The organism is Nibricoccus aquaticus, assembly GCF_002310495.1.
In the GTDB taxonomy this organism is placed as follows: domain Bacteria; phylum Verrucomicrobiota; class Verrucomicrobiia; order Opitutales; family Opitutaceae; genus Nibricoccus; species Nibricoccus aquaticus.
In genome coordinates this window covers 896,825-915,550 of sequence record NZ_CP023344.1, presented here as the reverse complement: position 1 = coordinate 915,550, position 18,726 = coordinate 896,825, and the positions used below count along the sequence as shown (strand labels likewise).

The following is an 18,726-nucleotide window of genomic DNA, read 5'->3' as shown; positions in this document are numbered from 1 at the left end:
GGCCGCAGAGGGTGGGCGGCGTGGCGGTTATCCGTTGATCAGAGTTTGTAGGGCAACGGGTGGCGGCCGGTGAGGGCGAGCACACGTTGCTTGGACTCAGCAATGGCGGCGGCTTCCTTGTCGGTGCCGATGGCCTTCAAGACGAGGTCGATGCAGCCGGCGATCTCATCCATCTCGGCTTCGAGGAAGCCGCGGCTCGTGACGGCGGGAGTGCCGAGGCGGATACCGGAGGCTTGGAACGGGGAACGCGTTTCGAAGGGGACGGTGTTCTTGTTGCAGGTGATGTTGGCGAGATCGAGGGTCTCCTGGGCTTTCTTCGCGGTGAGCTCGGGGAGATTGGCACGGAGATCGACGAGGAAGAGGTGGTTGTCGGAGCCGCCCGAAACGAGCTTGTAGCCGCGCTTCACCATGGCGGCGGCGAGGGCGCGGGAGTTTTTCACGATCTGCTCGGAGTAGATCTTGAAGTCGGGCTTCAAGCACTCGGCGAAGCAGACGGCTTTGGCCGCGATCACGTGCATGAGCGGGCCGCCCTGGCCGCCGGGGAACATGGCGGAGTCGATGGCTTTGGCATGGGCGGCTTTGCAGAGGATCAAGCCGCCGCGGGGACCACGGAGGGTTTTGTGGGTGGTGGTGGTGACGAAGTCGGCGTGGGGGACGGGCGACGGGTGGACGCCTGCGGCGACGAGGCCGGCGATGTGGGCGATGTCGGCGAAGAGAAGAGCGCCGACGGAGCGGGCGATCTCGCCCATGCGGGCAAAGTCGATGACGCGCGAGTAGGCGGAGGCGCCGACGGTGATCATCGCGGGCTTTTCGCGGGCGGCGATGGCGGCGAGTTCGTCGTAGTCGATCAGGCCGGTGTCTTCGCGGACGCCGTATTGGACAAAGTTATACTGTTTGCCGGAGAAGTTGGCGGGATTGCCGTGGGTGAGGTGTCCGCCGTGCGACAAGTTCATGCCGAGGATCTTCGCGCCGAGCGGGAGGACGGCGGTGTAGACGGCGAAGTTGGCCTGGGAGCCGGAGTGGGGCTGGACGTTGGCGTGTTCGGCACCGAAGAGTTTTTTGGCGCGCTCGATGGCGAGGGTCTCGATCTTGTCCACGTACTCGCAGCCACCGTACCAGCGTTTGCCGGGATAACCTTCGGCGTACTTGTTGGTGAGCACGCTGCCCTGGGCCTCCATGACGGCCGGGTAGGTGAAGTTTTCCGAGGCGATCAGCTCGATGTGACTTTGCTGGCGGGCGAACTCGGAGGAGATCGCTGCGTAGATTTCGGGATCGAGGGCTTTCAGCGGCGTGGCGTTGATCATGGCGTGAAAGGGTCAAACGCTCACGCAACGCGGCGGGGAGGCAAAGGTTTTTTTGGGGGAGGCGGACAGGGTGAGCTGGCGGGGCGTAGGAGTAATGAGGAAGGGAAATCGCGGAGGCGCGGAAGAGAGGAAACGCGGAGATAGGAAGAAGACGGAAGACGGAATCGGAAGGAGTGAACCACTAAAAGGATTTCGCCAATGGGCGAAATCTTGGGAGTGCGGCTCCGGCTGATCGCCTGCGCGGTTGGGCGGAGGTGTCTGCTAATCGCAGACGAGGATTTTTATCCACCGGCTTTTTGGCGATCCTCAATGCGTTTCATGGTACGTGATCCCTCGATCATTCCTTGAACTGCGATCACTGTTCCCCACGAGATTATTGCGATTCCGACGCAGACTAGGACCGATATAATCTGTTTTGGCGGGAATGTACCCATTTCACCTTGGATGTGGTTATAGCTGATCTTGAGGAGCACCGCGTAAATCATAAGTGGCAGCACGATCCCGAGTAGAATAATGAATCCGCCTTTAGTCGTGGCGATCCGGCTCTTCTTCAGCGCGACTCTATCTTCGGACGATAGATTGTACTCAGCGATCACGTGTTAGCGCTGCTTACTGCCTCACGCTGACTTGGCGGTGAGTTTTTTTAGGAATTCTACGAGCGAGGGGATGGCTTCGACCATTTCGTCGCGGCAGGCTTCGTAGAGTTTCAAGGGGCCGCCGAAAGGGTCGGCGATTTCGGGGTCGGCCGGGGGCGGCATCAACTCGCGGAAGAGGTAGAGGTGCTCGGGCGGGGGCTCGAAGTTGAGCTCGATCATCGCGCGGTGGGACTCGGTCATGCAGAAGATCGCGAGGGCGTCGTTGACGAGTTCGCGCGTGAGCGGTTGCGAGCTGTGGCGGGAGAGATTGATGCCGACTTTTTTGAGGGCGGTGACGGAGTTTTCCGAGACGCGTTCGCCGTGGCGGGCGGCGACGCCCGCGGAGATTACTTTGATCGACTTCAGGGGTTCGGGCTGGCCGCGGAGCGCGTGTTGGAGGAGCGCCTCTGCCATGGGGCTGCGGCAGATGTTGGCGGTGCAAACGGTGAGTATGTGGGCCATCGCGCGGGTAAGTCGTGGGGCAATGGATAGGGTTTTATTCGAAAGGCAAAGCTGGATGTCGGGCGGAGGGCGGGCGAGGGCGAGGGCAGCGGATGTTGGGGGAAGGGGCGCGAGCCGAGGCTCGCGGGGAAAGCTGCGCCAAGGCGCAGCAGTCGAACCGGCGGGGTTAGGCTAACCCGCTCTACCTTCGGAGGCGCGTGCGAGCACGCTGGCCTACGGGTTAGAGTTTTTTCAGCGCGAGGAGGGTGCGGTGGAGTTGGACGGCGCGGAGGAGGACGCGGTCGACGGGCTGGGGGGCGGGTTTTTCGACGGTGGCGACGGGGACGTCGGCTGGCGCGGGTTGATCGGAGGTGGGGGCGGGTTCGAGTTCGGGTTCGTCGGCGGGTGGGGTGCGGCCGTTGGTGCCGTTGGCGTGGTCGCGGACGAGGGTGGCTTCGTCGTAGCGGGCTTTTTGGGGAGTGGTGCCGCTGAGGAGTTTGTCGAGGGAGACGCCGCTCGCGAAGGCGTCGTAGGCGAGCGCGTCGTCTTCGGGCGTGGTGCCGACGGAGATGTCGGGGGTGAGGCCTTCGGTCTGGGCGGAGAGGATGACGACGCCGGGGTGCGGGGTGGCGAGTTGCTTCAGCAGGGAGGGCGCGGTGGCTTTGCTGACGAGGATGAGGCGGGCGAAGCGGACGGTGGCGGGCGGACGAGAGAGGAGCCGACCGAGGGTGGCGGAGGTGTCGTCGTCGGCCGTGGTATGGCGGAGGTCGAGGACGAGGGCGGGGCGGGTGGCGAGGGTTTTCTCGACGGTGGCGGAATCGACGGCGAGGTCGGCGGTGCGGAGGTAGTGGAGGCCTTGCTGGAGGTCGTGTTCGAGAGTGGCGGCGCGCGCGGTGGTCGTGAATGCTGGGAGCGCAACGAGGGCGGCGAGGAGCGCGGTGAAGGCGAGCGCGCGGCGGAGGGGGAGAGGGCGCGAGGTCATGCGCGGCGGGTGAGTTGTTTGGCGGCGATGTCGCGGCGGTAGTAGTGATTGCCGCGGGCGAAGGTGATTTTTTCGCAGGCGGCGTAGGCGCGGTCGGCGGCTTCGCGGAGAGTGGAGCCGAGGGAGGTCACGCCGAGGACGCGGCCGCCGTTGGTGACGGTTTCGCCGGAGGCGTTTTGGGCGGTGCCGGCGTGATAGACGAAGGTCTGTGCCGGGAGAGCGGATACGGGCGGGAGGGTGATGGCGTCGCCTTTGGGGAAGGCGTCGGGGTAGCCTTTGGCGGCGATGACGACGCAGACGGAGTAGTCAGGACGGACGGAGAGTTGGATGGTGTTGAGCTGGTCTTTGGCGGCGGCCCAGAGGAGGGCGAGGACGTCGGTCGCGAGGCGGGGGAGGACGACCTGGGTTTCAGGGTCGCCGAAGCGGGCGTTGTACTCGATGACGCTCGGGCCGGAGGGCGTGAGCATGATGCCGATGAAGAGCGTGCCACGATACTGGATACCTTCGTCGGCGATGGCGTTGACGGAAGGGCGGACGATTTCGTTTTCGATGCGGGCGAGGAGGTCGGGCGTGACGACTTCGGCGGGCGAGTAGGTGCCCATGCCGCCCGTGTTGGGGCCGGTGTCGCCGTCGCCGATGCGTTTGTGGTCCTGCGAGGTCGGGAGGATGACGGAGTCGCGGCCGGAAACGACAACGAGGATGCTGGTTTCTTCGCCGAAGAGGCAGTCTTCGATGAGGATCTGGTGGCCGGAGGCGCCGAAGCGGTCGCCTTCGAGCATGTCGCGGACGGCGGACTCGGCTTCGGCGAGGGAGATGGCAACGACGACGCCTTTGCCGGCGGCGAGACCGTCGGCTTTGATGACGATCGGGATCTGGCGGGTGCGGAGGTAGGCGAGGGCGGGGGCGGTTTCGCTGAAGAAGGCGGCGGGGGCGGTGGGGATGTTGTACTTTAGCAGGATCTGCTTCGTGAAGATTTTGGAGGCTTCGAGGCGGGCGCCGTCGGCGGTGGGGCCGTAGACGGGGATGCCGGCGGCGAGGAGTTTATCGGCGAGGCCGAGTGAGAGCGGGACTTCGGGGCCGACGACGACGAAGTCGATTTTCTCGGTCTGGGCGAGGGCGACGAGGCCGGGGATGTTGTCGGCGGCGACGGGGAAGCAAGGGACGTCTTGGGCGATGCCGGCGTTGCCGGGGGCGGCGATGACGCGGGGCTGCGCGGGGGAGGCGAGGAGGGTTTTAACGAGGGTGTGTTCGCGGCCACCGGAGCCGACGACGAGGACGTTGCGAGGAAGGGAAAGGGACATGTCGAAGGGGGCGAAGCAGAGCGGGAGAAAATTGAAGAGTGAAGTGTGAAAGAGCGGAGAGCGCGAAGGGAGGCGATGAGCGCAAGGCGTCGGAGTTTTGGACAGGATTTACGGGATTAAGATGATTGGGAACGGTCGGGCGGTATAGGGGCGTGTGTACGAAAAAGCCGCGCCTAGTTAGGCGCGGCTGGAGGAGCCGGAACGGAGGATCGCGGAAGCGCGGAGGGATCGATTGTTTATCGAGCCAGGAGTTTTTCGGGGATGTCGACGACGAGGAGGTCTAGGGTTTTGCCGTCGGTGAAATGGCCGGACTGGATGAGGACGCGTTTGTCGTCGGGGCTGATAATGGGATGCGTGTGATCGGGGCGCATCTTGTGGTCGGTCGTGAGCTTGGTCATTTCGCCGTTGCGGCGGTCGATGAGGTAGACGTCGCCGCCGAAGTTGTCGGCGACGGCCCATTTGCCGTCGGAGGAACCGTTGCAGTGCCAGAAGCCGCCGGTGCCGCGGCGGCCGGTGTCTTCTTCCATCTGGCCGAGGATCTTCATCTGGTTGGTGCGAAGATTGATAACGGCGACGCCGGTGGGGCGCTCGCGGAGGTACGGGAGGTGGCCCATGATATTGAACATGACCTCGTCTTTGGTGGCGACGGTTTCGTGGGTGATCCACTCGTCGGGGGTTTCGGCGTAGAGCGGGCGGTTGTTGGAGCCGTCGCCCATGACGGTCCACATACGTTGCGGACCGTCGCCGGTGGTTTCGTGGCAGTAGATGATTTCGCCGGGAACCCAGGGATTGGTCTGCACGTGGCCCATGCGGAAATCGACGTCGATGACGGTTTTAATTTCGCCGGTTTTCAGATCGATGGAGCGGATGCCTCCGGGGCCTCGGCCGTTTTCCTCGAAGCGTTTGCGGGAGGCTTCGCGGGATTGGGCGGGGTCGGTGTTTTGCTGGTCGAGGAGGCGGCCGCCTTGCGTGTTGGGGGCGCCGGTGACGCCGGCGGGTGGCGCGGTGCGTGTAGTGGGTTGTGGGGCACGGGGGCGTTCGGGGCCGGTGGCGACGCCCCAGTAGGCGCGGGATTCGTCGGCATCGAGGGCGAAGCCGCCGGAGTCGCGGAGATTCTCGGGGAGGACGGCGACGACGCGTTCGTAGGCGGAGGCGTTTTTCGGAGTGCCTGCGAGGGAATCGGCGATGAGAGGATCGAGGGAGAGTTCGACGAGTTCGCGCGGGGTGGCGGGAGTCGGCGGAGGAGCGTCGGCCGGGGCGTTGGGGGCGGGGCGGCGTTGGGGGCCGCCGCGCAGGTAGTAGAGGGTGTTGGTTTTTCGCGAGAGGTTGAGGGAGCCGGTGTCGGTCGTGGGGCCGTCGGTGAGCTGGATGATGTCGCCGTTTTTCTCGTGGACGAGGAAGGCCTGGTTGCCCGAGCCGGCTTTGTCGGCGCGGAAGATGATCCACTGGCCGTCGGCGGTCCAGGTGGTGTGCGTCTGGTAGGGTTTGGCCTCGCTCGACTCGGGATCGGTGGTGAGGGCGGTGATGGTGAGGCCGGTGACTTTGTCCGTGTAGGTCTTTTTCTCGGAGGGGAAGCGGCGGCCGACGTTGGAGGCGTGGGCGGTGGCGAGGGTAGTGGCGGCGAGAAGAGCGGTAAGGGCGAGGCGGGCGGAGAGGAGCAGACGGGAGGCGCAGACGGAGACGCCGGATTGGCGAGTGGAGTTTGGGGGCATGGAGGGGAAGACGATGGGCGGGGGCGGAGGGTGCGCGGGGAGTGAGGGGAAGTTTTCGGAGCGTAAGAAAATGGTCTCGCGAAGGGCCGGAAGGGGGACGAAGTCGGAGATCACGAAAGCGCTGAAGGGCGAAGGAGCGGAGGAGGCGGGGGAAACGGGGAGGCGGAATTTTGGACAGGATTAAGAGGATTAACAGGATTGGGTGAGAGATGCAGGGGCGTGTGCTGAGGCACCGCAGTCCCATAACCGGAGCGCGTGCAAGCACGCTGGCCTACAGGAGGGGAGGCGAAGCCGCGCGCGATGGCGCTCGGTGGCGCGTACCAGTGGTGCGTCCCTACAAAAGGCAACGGAGCCGGATATCAGAGGACCTTCAGGCTCTTGCGGTAGAAGGCGACGACTTCGTCGGGGTCGTCGGTGAAGAGGATGTAGTCGGCCATCCAGGACGGGGCGCGCTTGGTGCGGATCATTTCGCGGATCTGTTTTTTGAGATCGTTCCAGAAGCGGGCGTTGTAGAAAACGTAGGGGACGCGGGGGCGGATGCCGAGTTTGAGGTTGCAGAGCTCGATGCCGATTTCTTCGAGGGTGCCCATGCCGCCGACGTTGAAGATGCAAAAATCGGCGATCTCGAACCACTTTTGCCGGTTGTGGCGACCGGTCTCCTGGAAGGTGTTGAAGAAGTCGACGCCGAGTTCGGGGGGCTGGGCTTCGAGTTCGAGGAAGCAGGCGCCGGTCATGGCGCCCTTGCCGCGTGCCTGGTCGGTGGCGAGGCGCATGACGCCGCCGCCGCCGCCGGTGAGCACGCCGACATCGCGGCCGATGAAGCCGGTGAGTTTTTCGATGAGGCCGGAGATGCGATCCGTATCGGCCTGGTCGAGACCGACGGCGGAGCCGTAGAAGGCGAGGATGGTGGATTCGCGGAATTTGCGGACCTGTTCGTCGCGGACGAAGAAGCCGTGCTCTTTCTTGTAGGTGTGGAGGTAGAGCTCGTTCATCGCCTCGTTGAGCCAGTAAACATCGAGGCCGACGGCGTCGAAAGTCTCGAGGCGGGCGTGGGCGTTGTTGGAGAGGAAGAAGCCGTGGGTGCGGGAGGGTTTGCGGAAGATGACGCGCTTGAGTTTGAGCTGCGGGAGGCGGGTGAGGAGTTCGATTTCTTCGAGGAGATTGGGGAAGTAATCGGTGACGAGCGTGTCGGCGTCTTCGGGGGCGGCGTCGAGCGCCTGGATCATGGTGCGGAAGCCGCAGGAGGCGCCGGCGGGGTTGGCCGGGGCGAGGCGGGCTTTGAGGGCGGCGGCGTCGGCCACGGCGCCGGCGTTGAGGAAGATGGAGTAGTTTTCCATCGTGGAACTCTGGCCTTTAACCGTGATGCGGGCCTTGGGTTTGGCGGATTCGGGGGCGTCCTTCGGCGGGTTTTCGTCGAGACACTTGTAGATCTCGGATGCGGTGGCCTGGAGACGGACACGTTTTTTCTGGAGGGTTTTGGCCTCGGCATCGGAGGGTTCGGGGGCGCGGAAGATCTCGACGGAGACGACGGGGTTCACGACGGGCTGGTCGCCGGTGTTGTAGATTTCCAGCATGATGTTCGTGCCGAAAGTCTTGATCGGGTCGAGGAGGACGGCGCTGGTGTGGATGCCGAAGTTGCCTTCGCCGCGATTGAGGAGGACGAAGTGCTCTTTCAAATACAGGGAGCAGCTGGTGAGTATGCCGGAGCGGGGCGGGATGGTGAGGAGGTCGGTCTCGTGGCGGAGCTGGACCTTGTCGAGGTAGCCGCGGCCGGCGACGCCGGAGACGAGGCGTTCAAAGGACGGGCGTTGGAGCTTGGGGTTGAGCGTGTAGCGGACCTGGTGGGGAGTGAGGAAGACGCGGCCCTCGCGGTCGATGGAGATGGTGTTGGGGAGCTTGAGGGTGTTGGCCTTGATGGCGTCCCAGATCTCGGCGGTGGAGAGCTTGGCGGATTCGGGGGCGTAGAAGAGGCGGCCGACGGGGGTGCCGGAGCGGAGGAGCTTTTTCCAGTAAGGGGCGTTGGGGAAACTGTGGTCGTAGATGAAGGCCTCGACCTCGAGCAGGATGCGGTTGCCGTCGACGGTGGGTTTGCCGGTGACGAGCATCTCGATGCCGATGCGAGCGAGGGTGGAGCGCTCGGTGAAGTCGAGATGGGCGAGATGCGACTTGAGGAAGTCGAACTCGGCGGGGTGGCGGGGCCAGAAGGCTAGGGTGAGGGAGACGGCGTTGTCGTCTTTCGGCCGCACGGTGAGGATCTGGCCGTCCTGACTGGTCCAAAACTGGTCTTGGTTCATGGGAGTGCGGAGTGAAGGCGCGGGGGTGCGGGCTGACAAGGGGGGAGTGAGGACGTGCGGTGTTGTTATGCAGGGCTGAAGAAGTGTTTGCCACGAGGGAGGGGCGGAGGCATCGAGGAAAACTTTTGCGGCAACAAAACGGCCGCGGACCTTTCCATAAGACCACTTCTTAACCCATGAAATTGAAACAGACCCTGATCGCTTCCGCTCTCGTACTCGGCGCCTCTGTGGCCGGTGCGCAAACGCCAACGGGCACGCCTGCTCCCGCTCCAGGGATGGGCGCGATTGCCACTCCACCGGCTGCGCAGTTCACACCTGCGCAGGCGCTTGAGGCCTACGGCTGGTATCTCGGCAAAACGAATGGCTTTGGTGATCTGGGGTTCACGCAGGCTGAGGTGGACTCGGTGATCAAAGGCATGCTGCTCGCGCGTGACGGCAAGGAGTCGCCGTATGACTTGCAGCAGATCGGGCCGGAAGTGGACAAGCTGCTCCGCTCGAAACAGGAGGTGGCCATGGCCAAGATCAAGGAGAAGGCCTCCGCCGAGGCGGCGAAGCTCATGGCCGAAGTGATGGCGAAGCCCGGCGTGGTGGCACTGCCGAGCGGAGTCGTTTACGAGATCGTGCAGCCCGGCACGGGTGCGTATCCGAAACCCACGGACATCGTGAAGGTTCACTACACCGGCAAGCTGGTTGACGGCACGGTGTTCGACACGTCGCTGGAGCCGCGTGAGCCGGGCCAGCCGGTGGCGCCCGCTGAGTTCCCGCTGAACCGGGTGATCCCGGGCTGGACCGAGGGTCTCCAGAAGATCAACAAGGGCGGCAAGATTAAGCTCTATATCCCGCCGGCACAGGGCTACGGCGACAGCGGCCAGGGCGCGATCCCTCCCGGTGCGACGCTGGTGTTCGATGTCGAGCTGCTTGATGTGCAGGCTGCTCCGGCCGAGCCCGAGCAGCCTGCGCTGCCTCCGGTTCCGGCTCCAGCCGCCAAGTAAGCCTGCGGATCATGCCGGTGAGAACGGCGGAATGGATTTAGTTTTCAACGCCTCTGGTTTTTGCGACCGGGGGCGTTTTTGTTTTTTAGCGGAGTGGCGGAGGGGCGTCACGAGAACGTAACGGCGGGGGCGGGATTGTTTCGTTGCGGCGTGAGAAGGGCGAGGGCATCGGTGGAGGTGTTTTGAAAGTCGCGCTCGTTACCGAAACTTATCCGCCGGAGGTCAATGGTGTGGCCATGACGTTGAGCCGGCTCACGGGCGGGCTGGTGGCGCAGGGGCATGCGGTCGAGGTGGTGCGGCCGCGGCAGAAGGATGAAGTGGATGGCGCGGTTGCGGAGCCGTTGGATGGGGCGGGGAACAGGGGTATGGCGCAGTGGCTCGTGCCCGGCGCGCCGATACCGTTCTACAAGACGCTGCGGATGGGGCTGCCGGTGCAGGGCGCGCTTGTGAAGCGGTGGCGCGAGACGCAGCCGGATGTGGTGCATGTGGCGACGGAAGGGCCGCTGGGGCTGGCGGCGCTCAACGCGGCGAAGAAGCTAGGGCTGCCGGTGACGTCGAGCTATCACACGAATTTCCATCAGTACGGCGGGCACTACGGGCTGAGGTTCGGGCGCGACCTGGCGTTGTTATATATGCGGTGGTTTCACAATCAGGCGTCGTGTACGCTGGCGCCGACGGACGAGATGTGCGCTCAGCTGGCGGGCGAGGGATTCGAGCGGTTGCGGACGCTGGCGCGCGGGGTGGACGGGAAATTATTTTCGCCGGGGAAGCGGTCGGAAGAGCTGCGGGCGAGCTGGGGTGTGGGGCCGGATGATCCGGTCGTGATTTACGTGGGGCGGATCGCTGCGGAGAAAAATCTCGGGCAGGCGGTGGAGGCGTTTCTGGCGATGCAGGCAGTGGAGCCGCGGGCGAAGTTCGTGCTGGTGGGCGACGGACCGGAGAAGGCGGGGCTGGCGGCGAAACATCCGGAGTTTCACTACGCCGGGATGCGGCGCGGTGAGGAACTGGCGGCGCACTATGCGTCGGCGGATGTTTTTGTTTTCGCGAGCACGACGGAGACGTTTGGCAATGTGGTGACGGAGGCGCTGGCGAGCGGGCTCGTGGTGGTGGCGTACGATTACGCGGCGACGCGGCAGCATGTGCGCGACGGGGTGAACGGGTTTGCGGCGGTGTTTGGGGACAAGCCGGCGCTGGTGGCTAAGGCGCGTGGCGTGATGCGGCGGCGTGAGGAGTGGGCGGCGATCCGTGGGGCGGCGCGGGCGACGGCGCTGACGATCACGTGGGACGCGATCATCGAGACGTTCGAGCGGGAGTTGCGCGCGGCGATTGAAGCGCGAGCGGCGGCGGGACGTGCGGCTGTCGAGGTGACGGCGGTCAGCCGGTAGCGAGGGTGCGGCGGAAGAATTGCACGGTCATGCCCATGGTGAGGTGGGCGAGCTCGGCGTCGTAGCGGTAGCCTTCGTCGCGGAGGAAGGCGTGGGCGCCGTTGAATTCGTGCCAGGTGAAATTCGTGCCGGCGGCGGTGAGGGCGGCGTAGATTTTGGCGCGGCCTTCGCCGGGGACGTGCGGGTCCTGGCGGCCCCAGAGCATCATGAGTTCGCCTTTGATTTCGGGAATGCGGGCGAGGGAGTCGTCGGTCATGCCTTTGCCGAGGGAGCCCTTGTGGATGTCGGTCGCGTAGAAGCAGGTGGTGGCGGAGACGTCGGAGTTCATGCCGGCGCGGAAGGCGAGGTGGCCGCCGAGGCAGATGCCGATGACACCGAGGCGTCCGGTGCAGGCGTCGTGTGATTTCAAGTACGCGAGGACAGCGCGGGCGTCGGAGTCGAAGGCGGAGACCTCCTTGGTGGTTTTGAGGGCGTTGCCGCGGTCGGCGCCGGGCTGGTCGTAAGCGAGGACGGTGCCGGGGGCTTCGAATTCGTGGTAAACCTCGGGGACGGCGACGATGAAGCCGTGGCCGGCAAGGAAGGCGGCGGTGCGGCGGATGGGGGCGGTGACCTGGAAAATTTCGGAGTAGAGGACGATGCCGGGATAGCGGCCGGGCGCGGAGGGCCGGAAGAGGTGCGTGCGCATCGGGCCGGTGGGTGTGGAGATGTCGGCGAAGGAGGCTTCTTGGAGGGTCATGGAAAAGGGGTGAGTGTGGTAAGGAAGGGCGATGATGGCGGTTCGGTGACTAGTCAGCAGTGGAACCTGAGGTGACCGGGGTGGCATCTGCCGCGTCGAGTTCTTCTCTCATCAATTTCAGAAAATCTTCACTTCCGGCGACGCTGAGATTTTTGCAGTACCACTGTCCCCGATAGCGGTATCCGATAAAAGTCCAGATAACGGCGCCTTCGGCTCGTTTATCGATGACTTTAAGGCGGGCGAATGAGATTCCGGCCAGTCGGAGTGACAATCGTTCCACTTCATCTTTTTCGCCGAGCACTGCGATCTGGTCATAGAGATGTTTGAGGTAATCGGTGCGCTCGATTACCTCTTTTGGTGATTGAGGGGACCGTGTCTCAGCGTTGATGGCGCGTGCTGCTGACGCGAAGTCTCCTTTGGAGGCAAACACCACGGCCTTTTCCAATGAGTCGGCCAAGTCTTCTATTTTCTCGTGCCCTGCGTATGACGCGCATGCCGTGCATATCCAAAAGATGATGGCTGGGAGAATTTTCATAGGGGAAGTTTGAGGTGACTGTGATGCGCAGAGGTGCGCAGATACAACGTCGGAGCTTAACTGTGAGTTCAGATGGCGGGAAAGCGGTTGCGGGCGTGTAAGACGGGATTTAGGGACGGGGGATGATTTTCAAACGTGCGGTGCTGGCTCTGGCGATGAGTGTGGCGATTGGGGCGGCGATGGCGTCGTCGGTGCGAGCGGGACAGCAGCAACTATTGTTTAATGGAAAAGATCTCGCGGGTTGGGAGACGTGGTTGTGGACGCCGCTTCCCGTGAGCGAGGTGGCGGGGATGGAGCGGGATGCGAAGGGGAATTATTTGAAGGCGCTGGGGGTGAACAACGATCCGCTCGGTGTTTTTAAGGTGGAGACGGTGGACGGAGCGCCGGCGATTCATGTGTCGGGCGAGGGGTTTGGGACGCTCACGACGCTGGAGACGTTTTCGAATTACCGGCTGAGCGTGCAGTTCAAGTGGGGTGAGAAGAAGTTTGGGGCGGCGAACCGGCCACGGAATGGCGGGATTCTTTTTCATGCGCATGGAAGTCATGGCGAAGTTGGCGGGCGGTGGATGAATGCGCACCAGTACCAGGTCGAGGAAGGCGGTTGCGGGGATTACATCGGCGTGGGCGCGGTGATCGCGGATGCGACGGCGAAGGCGGGCGAGGACAAGCGGTGGAGGTACGATGCGGCTGGGGAAATTTTTTCGTTTCGCGGGAATGTGAAGGAGGCGGCGAAGTGTTTGCGCGGTGCGGGAGCGGAGGTGGCGCACGGAGGCTGGAACACGCTGGAGATTTACTGCGTGGGCGATGAGATCGTGCAGGTGCTCAATGGGACGGTGACGGCGCGGCTGACGAAATCGCGGAAGGAAAATGGCGAGGCGCTGACGGGCGGGAAGATCGCGTTGCAGATCGAGGCGGCGGAGATTTATTTCCGGGAGATCACGGTGGAGCCGTTGAGGGCGATGCCGGAGGCGTTGCGGGTGGCGGGAAAGTAAGCGGCGCTGTGGATGACGGTGCGATGATGCGGAGAAGGCCGAATATTTTGTGGGTCGTGACGACGCAGTGGCGGGCGTCGGCGACTGGCTATGCGGGTGATGTGAATGCGCGTACCCCGTGTCTGGCTGCGCTGGCGAAGGAGGCAGTGAATTATGAGCAGGCGGTGACGCCGCATCCGTTCGGGCCGTTTGCGCGTGCGGCGTTGCTGACGGGCGTGTTGTCGCCGGAGAACGGAGTGCGGGATTATTACGATCCGCTGCCGGTGAACGCGCGGACGGTGGCGCATGAGATGAACGAGCGCGGGTACGCGACGGGGTTTTTCGGGAAGTGGCATCTGGCGCGGCGCGATCCGGCGGCGGCGTTGGTAGGCGAGGCTCATGCGCGGACGATCGTGCCGGTGGAGGCGCGGGGCGGGTTTGAGTTTTGGGAGGGGTTTGAGAGCGGGTTTTTGCTGAACGATCCGTGGCTGCATGGCGCGCGACTGACGGAGCCGGTGAAGTTCGAGGGGTATCAGAGTGATGTTGTTTGTCGGCGCGCGGGTGAGTGGCTGCGCGCGCAAACTCCAAACGCCAAAATTCAAACGCCAAAGATGGAGGCGGAAAGGCCGACGGCCGAAGGTTCAAAGCCGAAAGGTGCGGAGGCCAAACCGTGGTTTGGTGTGGTTAGTCTGGAGGCGCCGCATCCGCCGTATGATGCGCCGGCGGCGGGTGTCGCGGTGAGGCGGCCGGAGGAGATTTTGTTGTCGGCGAATGTGCCGCGCGGGGGCGAGGTGGAGGCGAAGGCGCGGCGGGAGCTGGCGGGGTATTATGCGCACATCGAGGCGACGGATCGGGCGATCGAGCGGTTGTTCGCTGGCTTAAAAGCGGGCGGCGTGTGGGAGGAAACGGTGGTGGTGTTCACGTCGGTGCATGGGGATATGCACGGGGCGCACGGGTTGTTTCGCAAAGGGTGGCCGCACGAGGAGGCGGTGCGGGTGCCGTTGCTCGTGAAGAGCGTGGGGAAGAGTGAAGGGGGAAGGGTGAAGAGTGAAAGGCGGAGGGAGGCGGTGTCGTTGGTGGATTTGAGTGCGGCGACGGTGGCGTGCGCGGAGGGTGGTGTATTTGAACTTCGGGCACCGGTGGGCGGGGCGCAGATCTCGATGCCGAGCGTGGTGGCGCTGCCTCATCAGTGCGACCGGGTGTGGCGGGGTGTGCGGACGGCGAAGCGGAAGCTGGTGCTCAACGCGGATGGTTCGCCGTGGTTGTTTTTCGACCTGGAGAGCGATCCGGGGGAGATGCGGAATATCGTGGGGGAGGCGGCGTGGGCGGAGGAGATCGCGGAGTTGAGGAATCGGAATTTTGGACAGGATTAAGAGGATTAACAGGATTGGGGAGGCGTGGGCGGGAGAGCACGCTCAGCGCTGAACGTTTAATGTTGAACGCTCAATGGGGCGGCGGGGACGGCGGGGCGGGTGCGCGATAGAGGATCGAAATGCGGGCTGCATCGTTCCGGCGGGGTTCGGCGAATCCGCCCTACCTTCGGAGTTATTGGCCGAAGAGGCGGCGGATGGCTTCGGCGATTTCGTGGAGCTTCACGGGTTTCGTGATGTAGTCATCCATACCCGCTTCGATGCAGAGTTCGCGGTCGCCCTGGAGGGCGTTGGCAGTGAGGGCGATGATCTTGGGTTGGCGGGAGGCGGGGAGGCGGGCGCGGATCTGGCGGGAGGATTCGAGGCCGTCCATCTCGGGCATCTGGAGATCCATGAGGACGAGGTGGTAGGAGCGGGCTTCGAGCGTATTCAGGGCTTCGAGACCGTTGCTGACGAAGTCGGCGCGGTAGCCGAGGCGTTCGAGGTAGCGGAGGGCGACCTTTTGATTAACGGGGTTGTCCTCCGCGAGGAGGATGTCGAGGGGGATGTCGTGGGCGAGGAGGCGTTCGGCGGCGGCGCTGGCGAAGGGGGGGATGCTTTCGGGGGTGGCGCCGAAGAGGGATTGGAGGCCGCGGACGAGGGAGGGGGTGCGGAGAGGTTTGGTGGCGGTGGCGCTGGCGCGGCGGCCGGCGAAGGCTTCGAGTTGGGGGCCGTTTAAGCCGGGAGGTGTGAGAAGAAGGAGTGGCAGGTCGCTGGTGATGAGCTGGGCGCGGAGGGCGCCCATGGATTCGTGGGCGATGAGCTTGTGGTCGAGGATGAGGGCGACGGGGAGGATGTCCTCGGCGAGGGCTTGCTGGACTTGGGCGGCGGTGGAGACGCAGAGGGGGCGGGCGCCCCAGGATTGGAGGAAGGACTGGAGGCGGCGGAGGGATGTAGGGTTTTCGTCGAGACAGAGGACGGGGCCGTAGTTTAGACGGGCGGGCATCTCAGGGAGGCCCCAGCCGGGGGGGACGGGCATGGACTCGGTGAGGAGGGTGAAGATGAATGAGGAGCCGGTGCCGGGGGCGCTGATAACGCGAATGTCGCCGCCCATGAGCGTGACAAGGCGGTGGCAGATGGCGAGGCCGAGGCCGGTGCCGCCGAATTTGCGGGTGGTTGAGGAGTCGACCTGGCTGAAGGGTTTGAAGAGGCGGTTCAGGCGGTCGGGAGGGATGCCGATGCCGGTGTCGGTGACGGAGAATTCGAGGGTGAGTGCGTCGGGCGTGGTCTCGGAGGCGGCGGCCGGGGGCAGGCGGCGGACGGTGATGGCGACGGTGCCGGCGGGGGTGAACTTGACGGCGTTGTTGGCGAGGTTGACGAGGATCTGGCGGAGGCGGGTGACGTCGCCTTGTATCCAGGAAGGGACGTCGTCCTCGATGTGGTAGACGAGTTCGAGTTTCTTGGCGGAGGCGGGGACGGAGAGGAGGTCGAGGACGTCCTCCATGGCGACGGAGAGTTCGAAGGGGAGGCGTTCGAGCTCCATCTTGCCGGACTCGATTTTGGAGAAGTCGAGGATGTCGTTGATGATGGTGAGGAGGGCGTCGCCGGAGTTGCGGATGGTGGCGACGTAGTCGCGCTGTTCGTGGTCGAGTTTGGTGTCGAGGAGGAGGCTGGTCATGCCGATGACGCCGTTCATGGGGGTGCGGATCTCGTGCGACATGGAGGCGAGGAAGTCGCTCTTGGCCTTGGAGGCGGCGTCGGCTTCGGACTTGGCGCGGCGGAGGGCGTGTTCGGTTTCGACGCGGGCGGTGATGTCGACGAGGACGGCGATGAAATTTTCGAGCTGGCGGGAGTCGTTGAAGGCGGGCTGGACTTCGAGGTGGAGGTGGAATTTGCGGCCAGACTTGGAGTAGCTGGTGAAGTCGGTGCTGAGGGCTTCGCCGCGGCGGAGGGCGGTCTGGATGCGGCGGAGGGTGCGGGGGTTAGTGTCGGGGCCGACCATGAAGTCGGCGGGGCTGCGGCCGGCGACGTCGGGTAGTTTATATTCGAGTACGCGTTCGAAGGATTCGTTGACCCATTCGACGGTGCCGTCCGGGCGGGCGATGATGACGATGTTATCGGTGCGGGCGGCGACGAGGGAGAGTTTGCGGGTGGTGGCCTGGCTGAGGCGGAGGGCGGCCTCGGCTTCCTTGCGCGGGGTGATGTCTTGCAGGGTGCCGATGATGCGGGCGGGGGTGCCGGAGGTGGTGCGGGCGACGGTCTTGGCGCGGGAGTGGAGCCAGCGCCATTCGCGGGTGGCGGTGAGGACGCGATACTCGTGGTCGATGAAGGTGACAGAGCCGGAGAGTTGTTGTTCGACGGCGGCGCGGTAGGCGGGGAGATCCTCGGGGTGGATGAGTGCGGTCCAGACCTGGGGGGTGGAGGGGACGGCGCCGGTTTTATAGCCGAGGAGAGTCCAGAGGCCCGGGCTGTAGTAGAGATCGTTAGAGGGGAGGCTCCACTCGGAGATGCCGATGAGCGTGGAGTCGAGAGCGAGGCGGAGGCGTTCGTCGGAGAGTTTTAATTTTTCCTCGATGTGGCGGCGTTCCTCGTTTTCGGAGACGAGGCGCTGGTTGGCGAGGCGGGCGGAGTGGAGGGAGGCGCGGGCGGAGCGGGCGAGGTGGACGCTGAGGGCGAGCAGGAGGGTGATGCCGAAGCCGGCGGCGAGGGCGAGTTCGGGGAGGTGGCGGCGACCGCGTTCGAGGGCGTCTTCTGTAGGGCTCATCGCGATACGGAAGCGGCGGCCGGCGATGTTGAAGACGGATTCGAGAAGGTGGCCTTCGGGGAGAGCAGAGGCGGGGCCGGTGGTGTAGAGGGTGTCGTTGCCGAGCTGGATGGACAGGTGCCAGGCGTGGCCGAGGTGGAGGCGTTGTTCGAGGGAGTCGAAGAGGCGGCGGTAGGGGAACTCGGCGGCGGCGTAGCCGGCGAACTGGTCGTGGTGGTAAATGGGGGCGTAGGCGGCGAAGCCGGGGGCGGGGGCGGAGAGAGTGGCAGAGATGGCAGCGGGGGCGTTTTTGGCACGGGCGGCCTGGAGGGCGGCGAGGCGGGCGGGGATGGCGCCGTGGTCGAGGGCGAGGAGGGCGTCTTGCTGGCGGGCGGGGTAGAGCCAACGGCTGCGGAGGGCGGGGTCGATGAGGGCGACGCTGGAGCAGGCGGGGATTTCTTCGAGGAGGGCGCGGGCATCGACTTCGCGGACGAGGGGGGCGAGGTCGGGAGATTCGCTCCAGCGGCGGGCGAGGCGTTCGACGCCGGTGCCGATGCGGGTGAATTCGCTGCTGAGGGTGCTGGCGAAGTTGTTGATGGCGGCCTGGGTGGTGGCGCCGAGGTAGAGGCGTTCGCGTTCGCGGAGGCCGGCCCAGAGGAGGAGGGTGAGGGTGGCGGAGGCGATGATGACGGGGACGGTGATCCAGGAGGGGGCACCGGGGCGGATTTTTTGGTTTTCGCGCCAGGCGAAGAGGAGGATGGCGGCGCCGAGGAGGAAGAGGAGGATGGCGGCGGCGGGGGGGATGGGGGCGTCTCCGCTCCAGCGATACGCGGCGGGGAGGCCGAGGGTGTGGCCGGCGAGGGTGGCGAAGCCGGCGGACATGAGGAGGGAGCCGGCGAGGGCGATGGCGAGGGTGCGGTAGCGAGCGGGACTGGTAGAGAGGGGCCAGGCGAGAGGGGCGGCGGCGAGGATGAAGGCGGCGGCGGTGGCGGCGGCCATGTGGCCGGGTGCGTGGTCGCGGGCGATCCAGAGATCGAACCAGGGGCGGATGGAGAGGAGGTTTTCGAGGGCGGTGAGCAGGCCGAGGAGGCCGGCGGCGATGGCGAGGAGGCTGGAGCGGCGCCAGCCGGTTTCGAAGCCGAGGAGGGCGAGGGAGAAAATGAATACGCCGAGGGCGGTGCCGGGATCGACGGGGGCGGAGCGGGGGAACCAGCGGACGAGGGGTTCAAGGCCGAACCACCAGCCGGCGAGCACGAGGGTGCTGAGGGTGAGCAGCGTGAGGGCGAGGCCGCGGGAGAGTTTTTTGGGCCAGGGGACGGCGGGGGATAGGGGCTGGACCATCGGCT

General features: G+C 64.9%; 14 protein-coding genes. 4 read left to right on the top strand and 10 right to left on the bottom strand.

Annotated elements, in window-relative coordinates:
• Positions 1–38 precede the first annotated feature (38 nt).
• The 7 genes from CMV30_RS04035 to CMV30_RS04005 form a co-directional block, all read right to left on the bottom strand.
• On the bottom strand, positions 39–1,304 hold the full coding sequence (locus CMV30_RS04035) for a serine hydroxymethyltransferase (RefSeq protein WP_096054822.1): 1,266 nt from the start codon (positions 1,302–1,304) through the stop codon (positions 39–41).
• A gap of 281 nt (positions 1,305–1,585) precedes the next feature.
• Positions 1,586–1,900, bottom strand: a complete 315-nt coding sequence (locus CMV30_RS19730) for a hypothetical protein (protein WP_096054821.1) — start codon at positions 1,898–1,900, stop codon at positions 1,586–1,588.
• Positions 1,901–1,921: 21 nt separating this feature from the next.
• Entirely contained in the window at positions 1,922–2,401 is a 480-nt protein-coding gene (locus CMV30_RS04025; RefSeq protein WP_096054820.1) for an arsenate reductase/protein-tyrosine-phosphatase family protein, read from the bottom strand.
• A 220-nt stretch (positions 2,402–2,621) separates the two neighbouring features.
• On the bottom strand, positions 2,622–3,362 hold the full coding sequence (locus CMV30_RS04020) for a hypothetical protein (protein WP_096054819.1): 741 nt from the start codon (positions 3,360–3,362) through the stop codon (positions 2,622–2,624).
• Positions 3,359–4,663, bottom strand: coding sequence for a phosphoribosylamine--glycine ligase (gene purD / locus CMV30_RS04015; protein WP_096054818.1), 1,305 nt, complete (start codon positions 4,661–4,663; stop codon positions 3,359–3,361). The genes CMV30_RS04020 and purD overlap by 4 nt, the downstream gene beginning before the upstream one ends.
• 236 nt (positions 4,664–4,899) lie before the next feature.
• Entirely contained in the window at positions 4,900–6,375 is a 1,476-nt protein-coding gene (locus tag CMV30_RS04010; protein WP_138223113.1) for a PD40 domain-containing protein, read from the bottom strand.
• A 359-nt stretch (positions 6,376–6,734) separates the two neighbouring features.
• Positions 6,735–8,669: an LOG family protein gene (locus CMV30_RS04005; RefSeq protein WP_096057607.1), complete on the bottom strand. Its 1,935-nt coding sequence runs from the start codon at positions 8,667–8,669 to the stop codon at positions 6,735–6,737.
• Between the two features lie 176 nt (positions 8,670–8,845).
• Between CMV30_RS04005 and bamJ the strand changes: the two genes are divergently transcribed.
• Positions 8,846–9,661, top strand: coding sequence for a BamJ family beta-barrel-assembly machinery protein (gene bamJ / locus CMV30_RS04000; protein WP_096054816.1), 816 nt, complete (start codon positions 8,846–8,848; stop codon positions 9,659–9,661).
• A 182-nt stretch (positions 9,662–9,843) separates the two neighbouring features.
• On the top strand, positions 9,844–11,046 hold the full coding sequence (locus CMV30_RS03995; protein ID WP_217494453.1) for a glycosyltransferase family 4 protein: 1,203 nt from the start codon (positions 9,844–9,846) through the stop codon (positions 11,044–11,046).
• Here CMV30_RS03995 and CMV30_RS03990 read toward each other — a convergent pair.
• Positions 11,036–11,782: a dienelactone hydrolase family protein gene (locus CMV30_RS03990; protein ID WP_096054815.1), complete on the bottom strand. Its 747-nt coding sequence runs from the start codon at positions 11,780–11,782 to the stop codon at positions 11,036–11,038. The two genes, CMV30_RS03995 and CMV30_RS03990, sit on opposite strands and share 11 nt — an antisense overlap.
• A 49-nt stretch (positions 11,783–11,831) precedes the next feature.
• Positions 11,832–12,317 carry a hypothetical protein gene (locus tag CMV30_RS03985; protein ID WP_096054814.1) on the bottom strand — a complete coding sequence of 162 codons (486 nt, stop codon included), beginning with the start codon at positions 12,315–12,317 and terminating at the stop codon, positions 11,832–11,834.
• 122 nt (positions 12,318–12,439) lie between these two features.
• Between CMV30_RS03985 and CMV30_RS03980 the strand changes: the two genes are divergently transcribed.
• The gene (locus CMV30_RS03980; protein WP_096054813.1) at positions 12,440–13,309 is read left to right on the top strand and encodes a 3-keto-disaccharide hydrolase; all 870 of its coding nucleotides are present in this window, start codon (positions 12,440–12,442) and stop codon (positions 13,307–13,309) included.
• Between the two features lie 23 nt (positions 13,310–13,332).
• The gene (locus CMV30_RS03975) at positions 13,333–14,661 is read left to right on the top strand and encodes a sulfatase-like hydrolase/transferase (protein WP_342755723.1); all 1,329 of its coding nucleotides are present in this window, start codon (positions 13,333–13,335) and stop codon (positions 14,659–14,661) included.
• Positions 14,662–14,833: 172 nt separating this feature from the next.
• Here the strand turns inward: CMV30_RS03975 and CMV30_RS20605 are convergent, their stop codons facing one another.
• Entirely contained in the window at positions 14,834–18,721 is a 3,888-nt protein-coding gene (locus tag CMV30_RS20605; RefSeq protein ID WP_096054811.1) for an ATP-binding protein, read from the bottom strand.
• Positions 18,722–18,726: the final 5 nt, after the last annotated feature.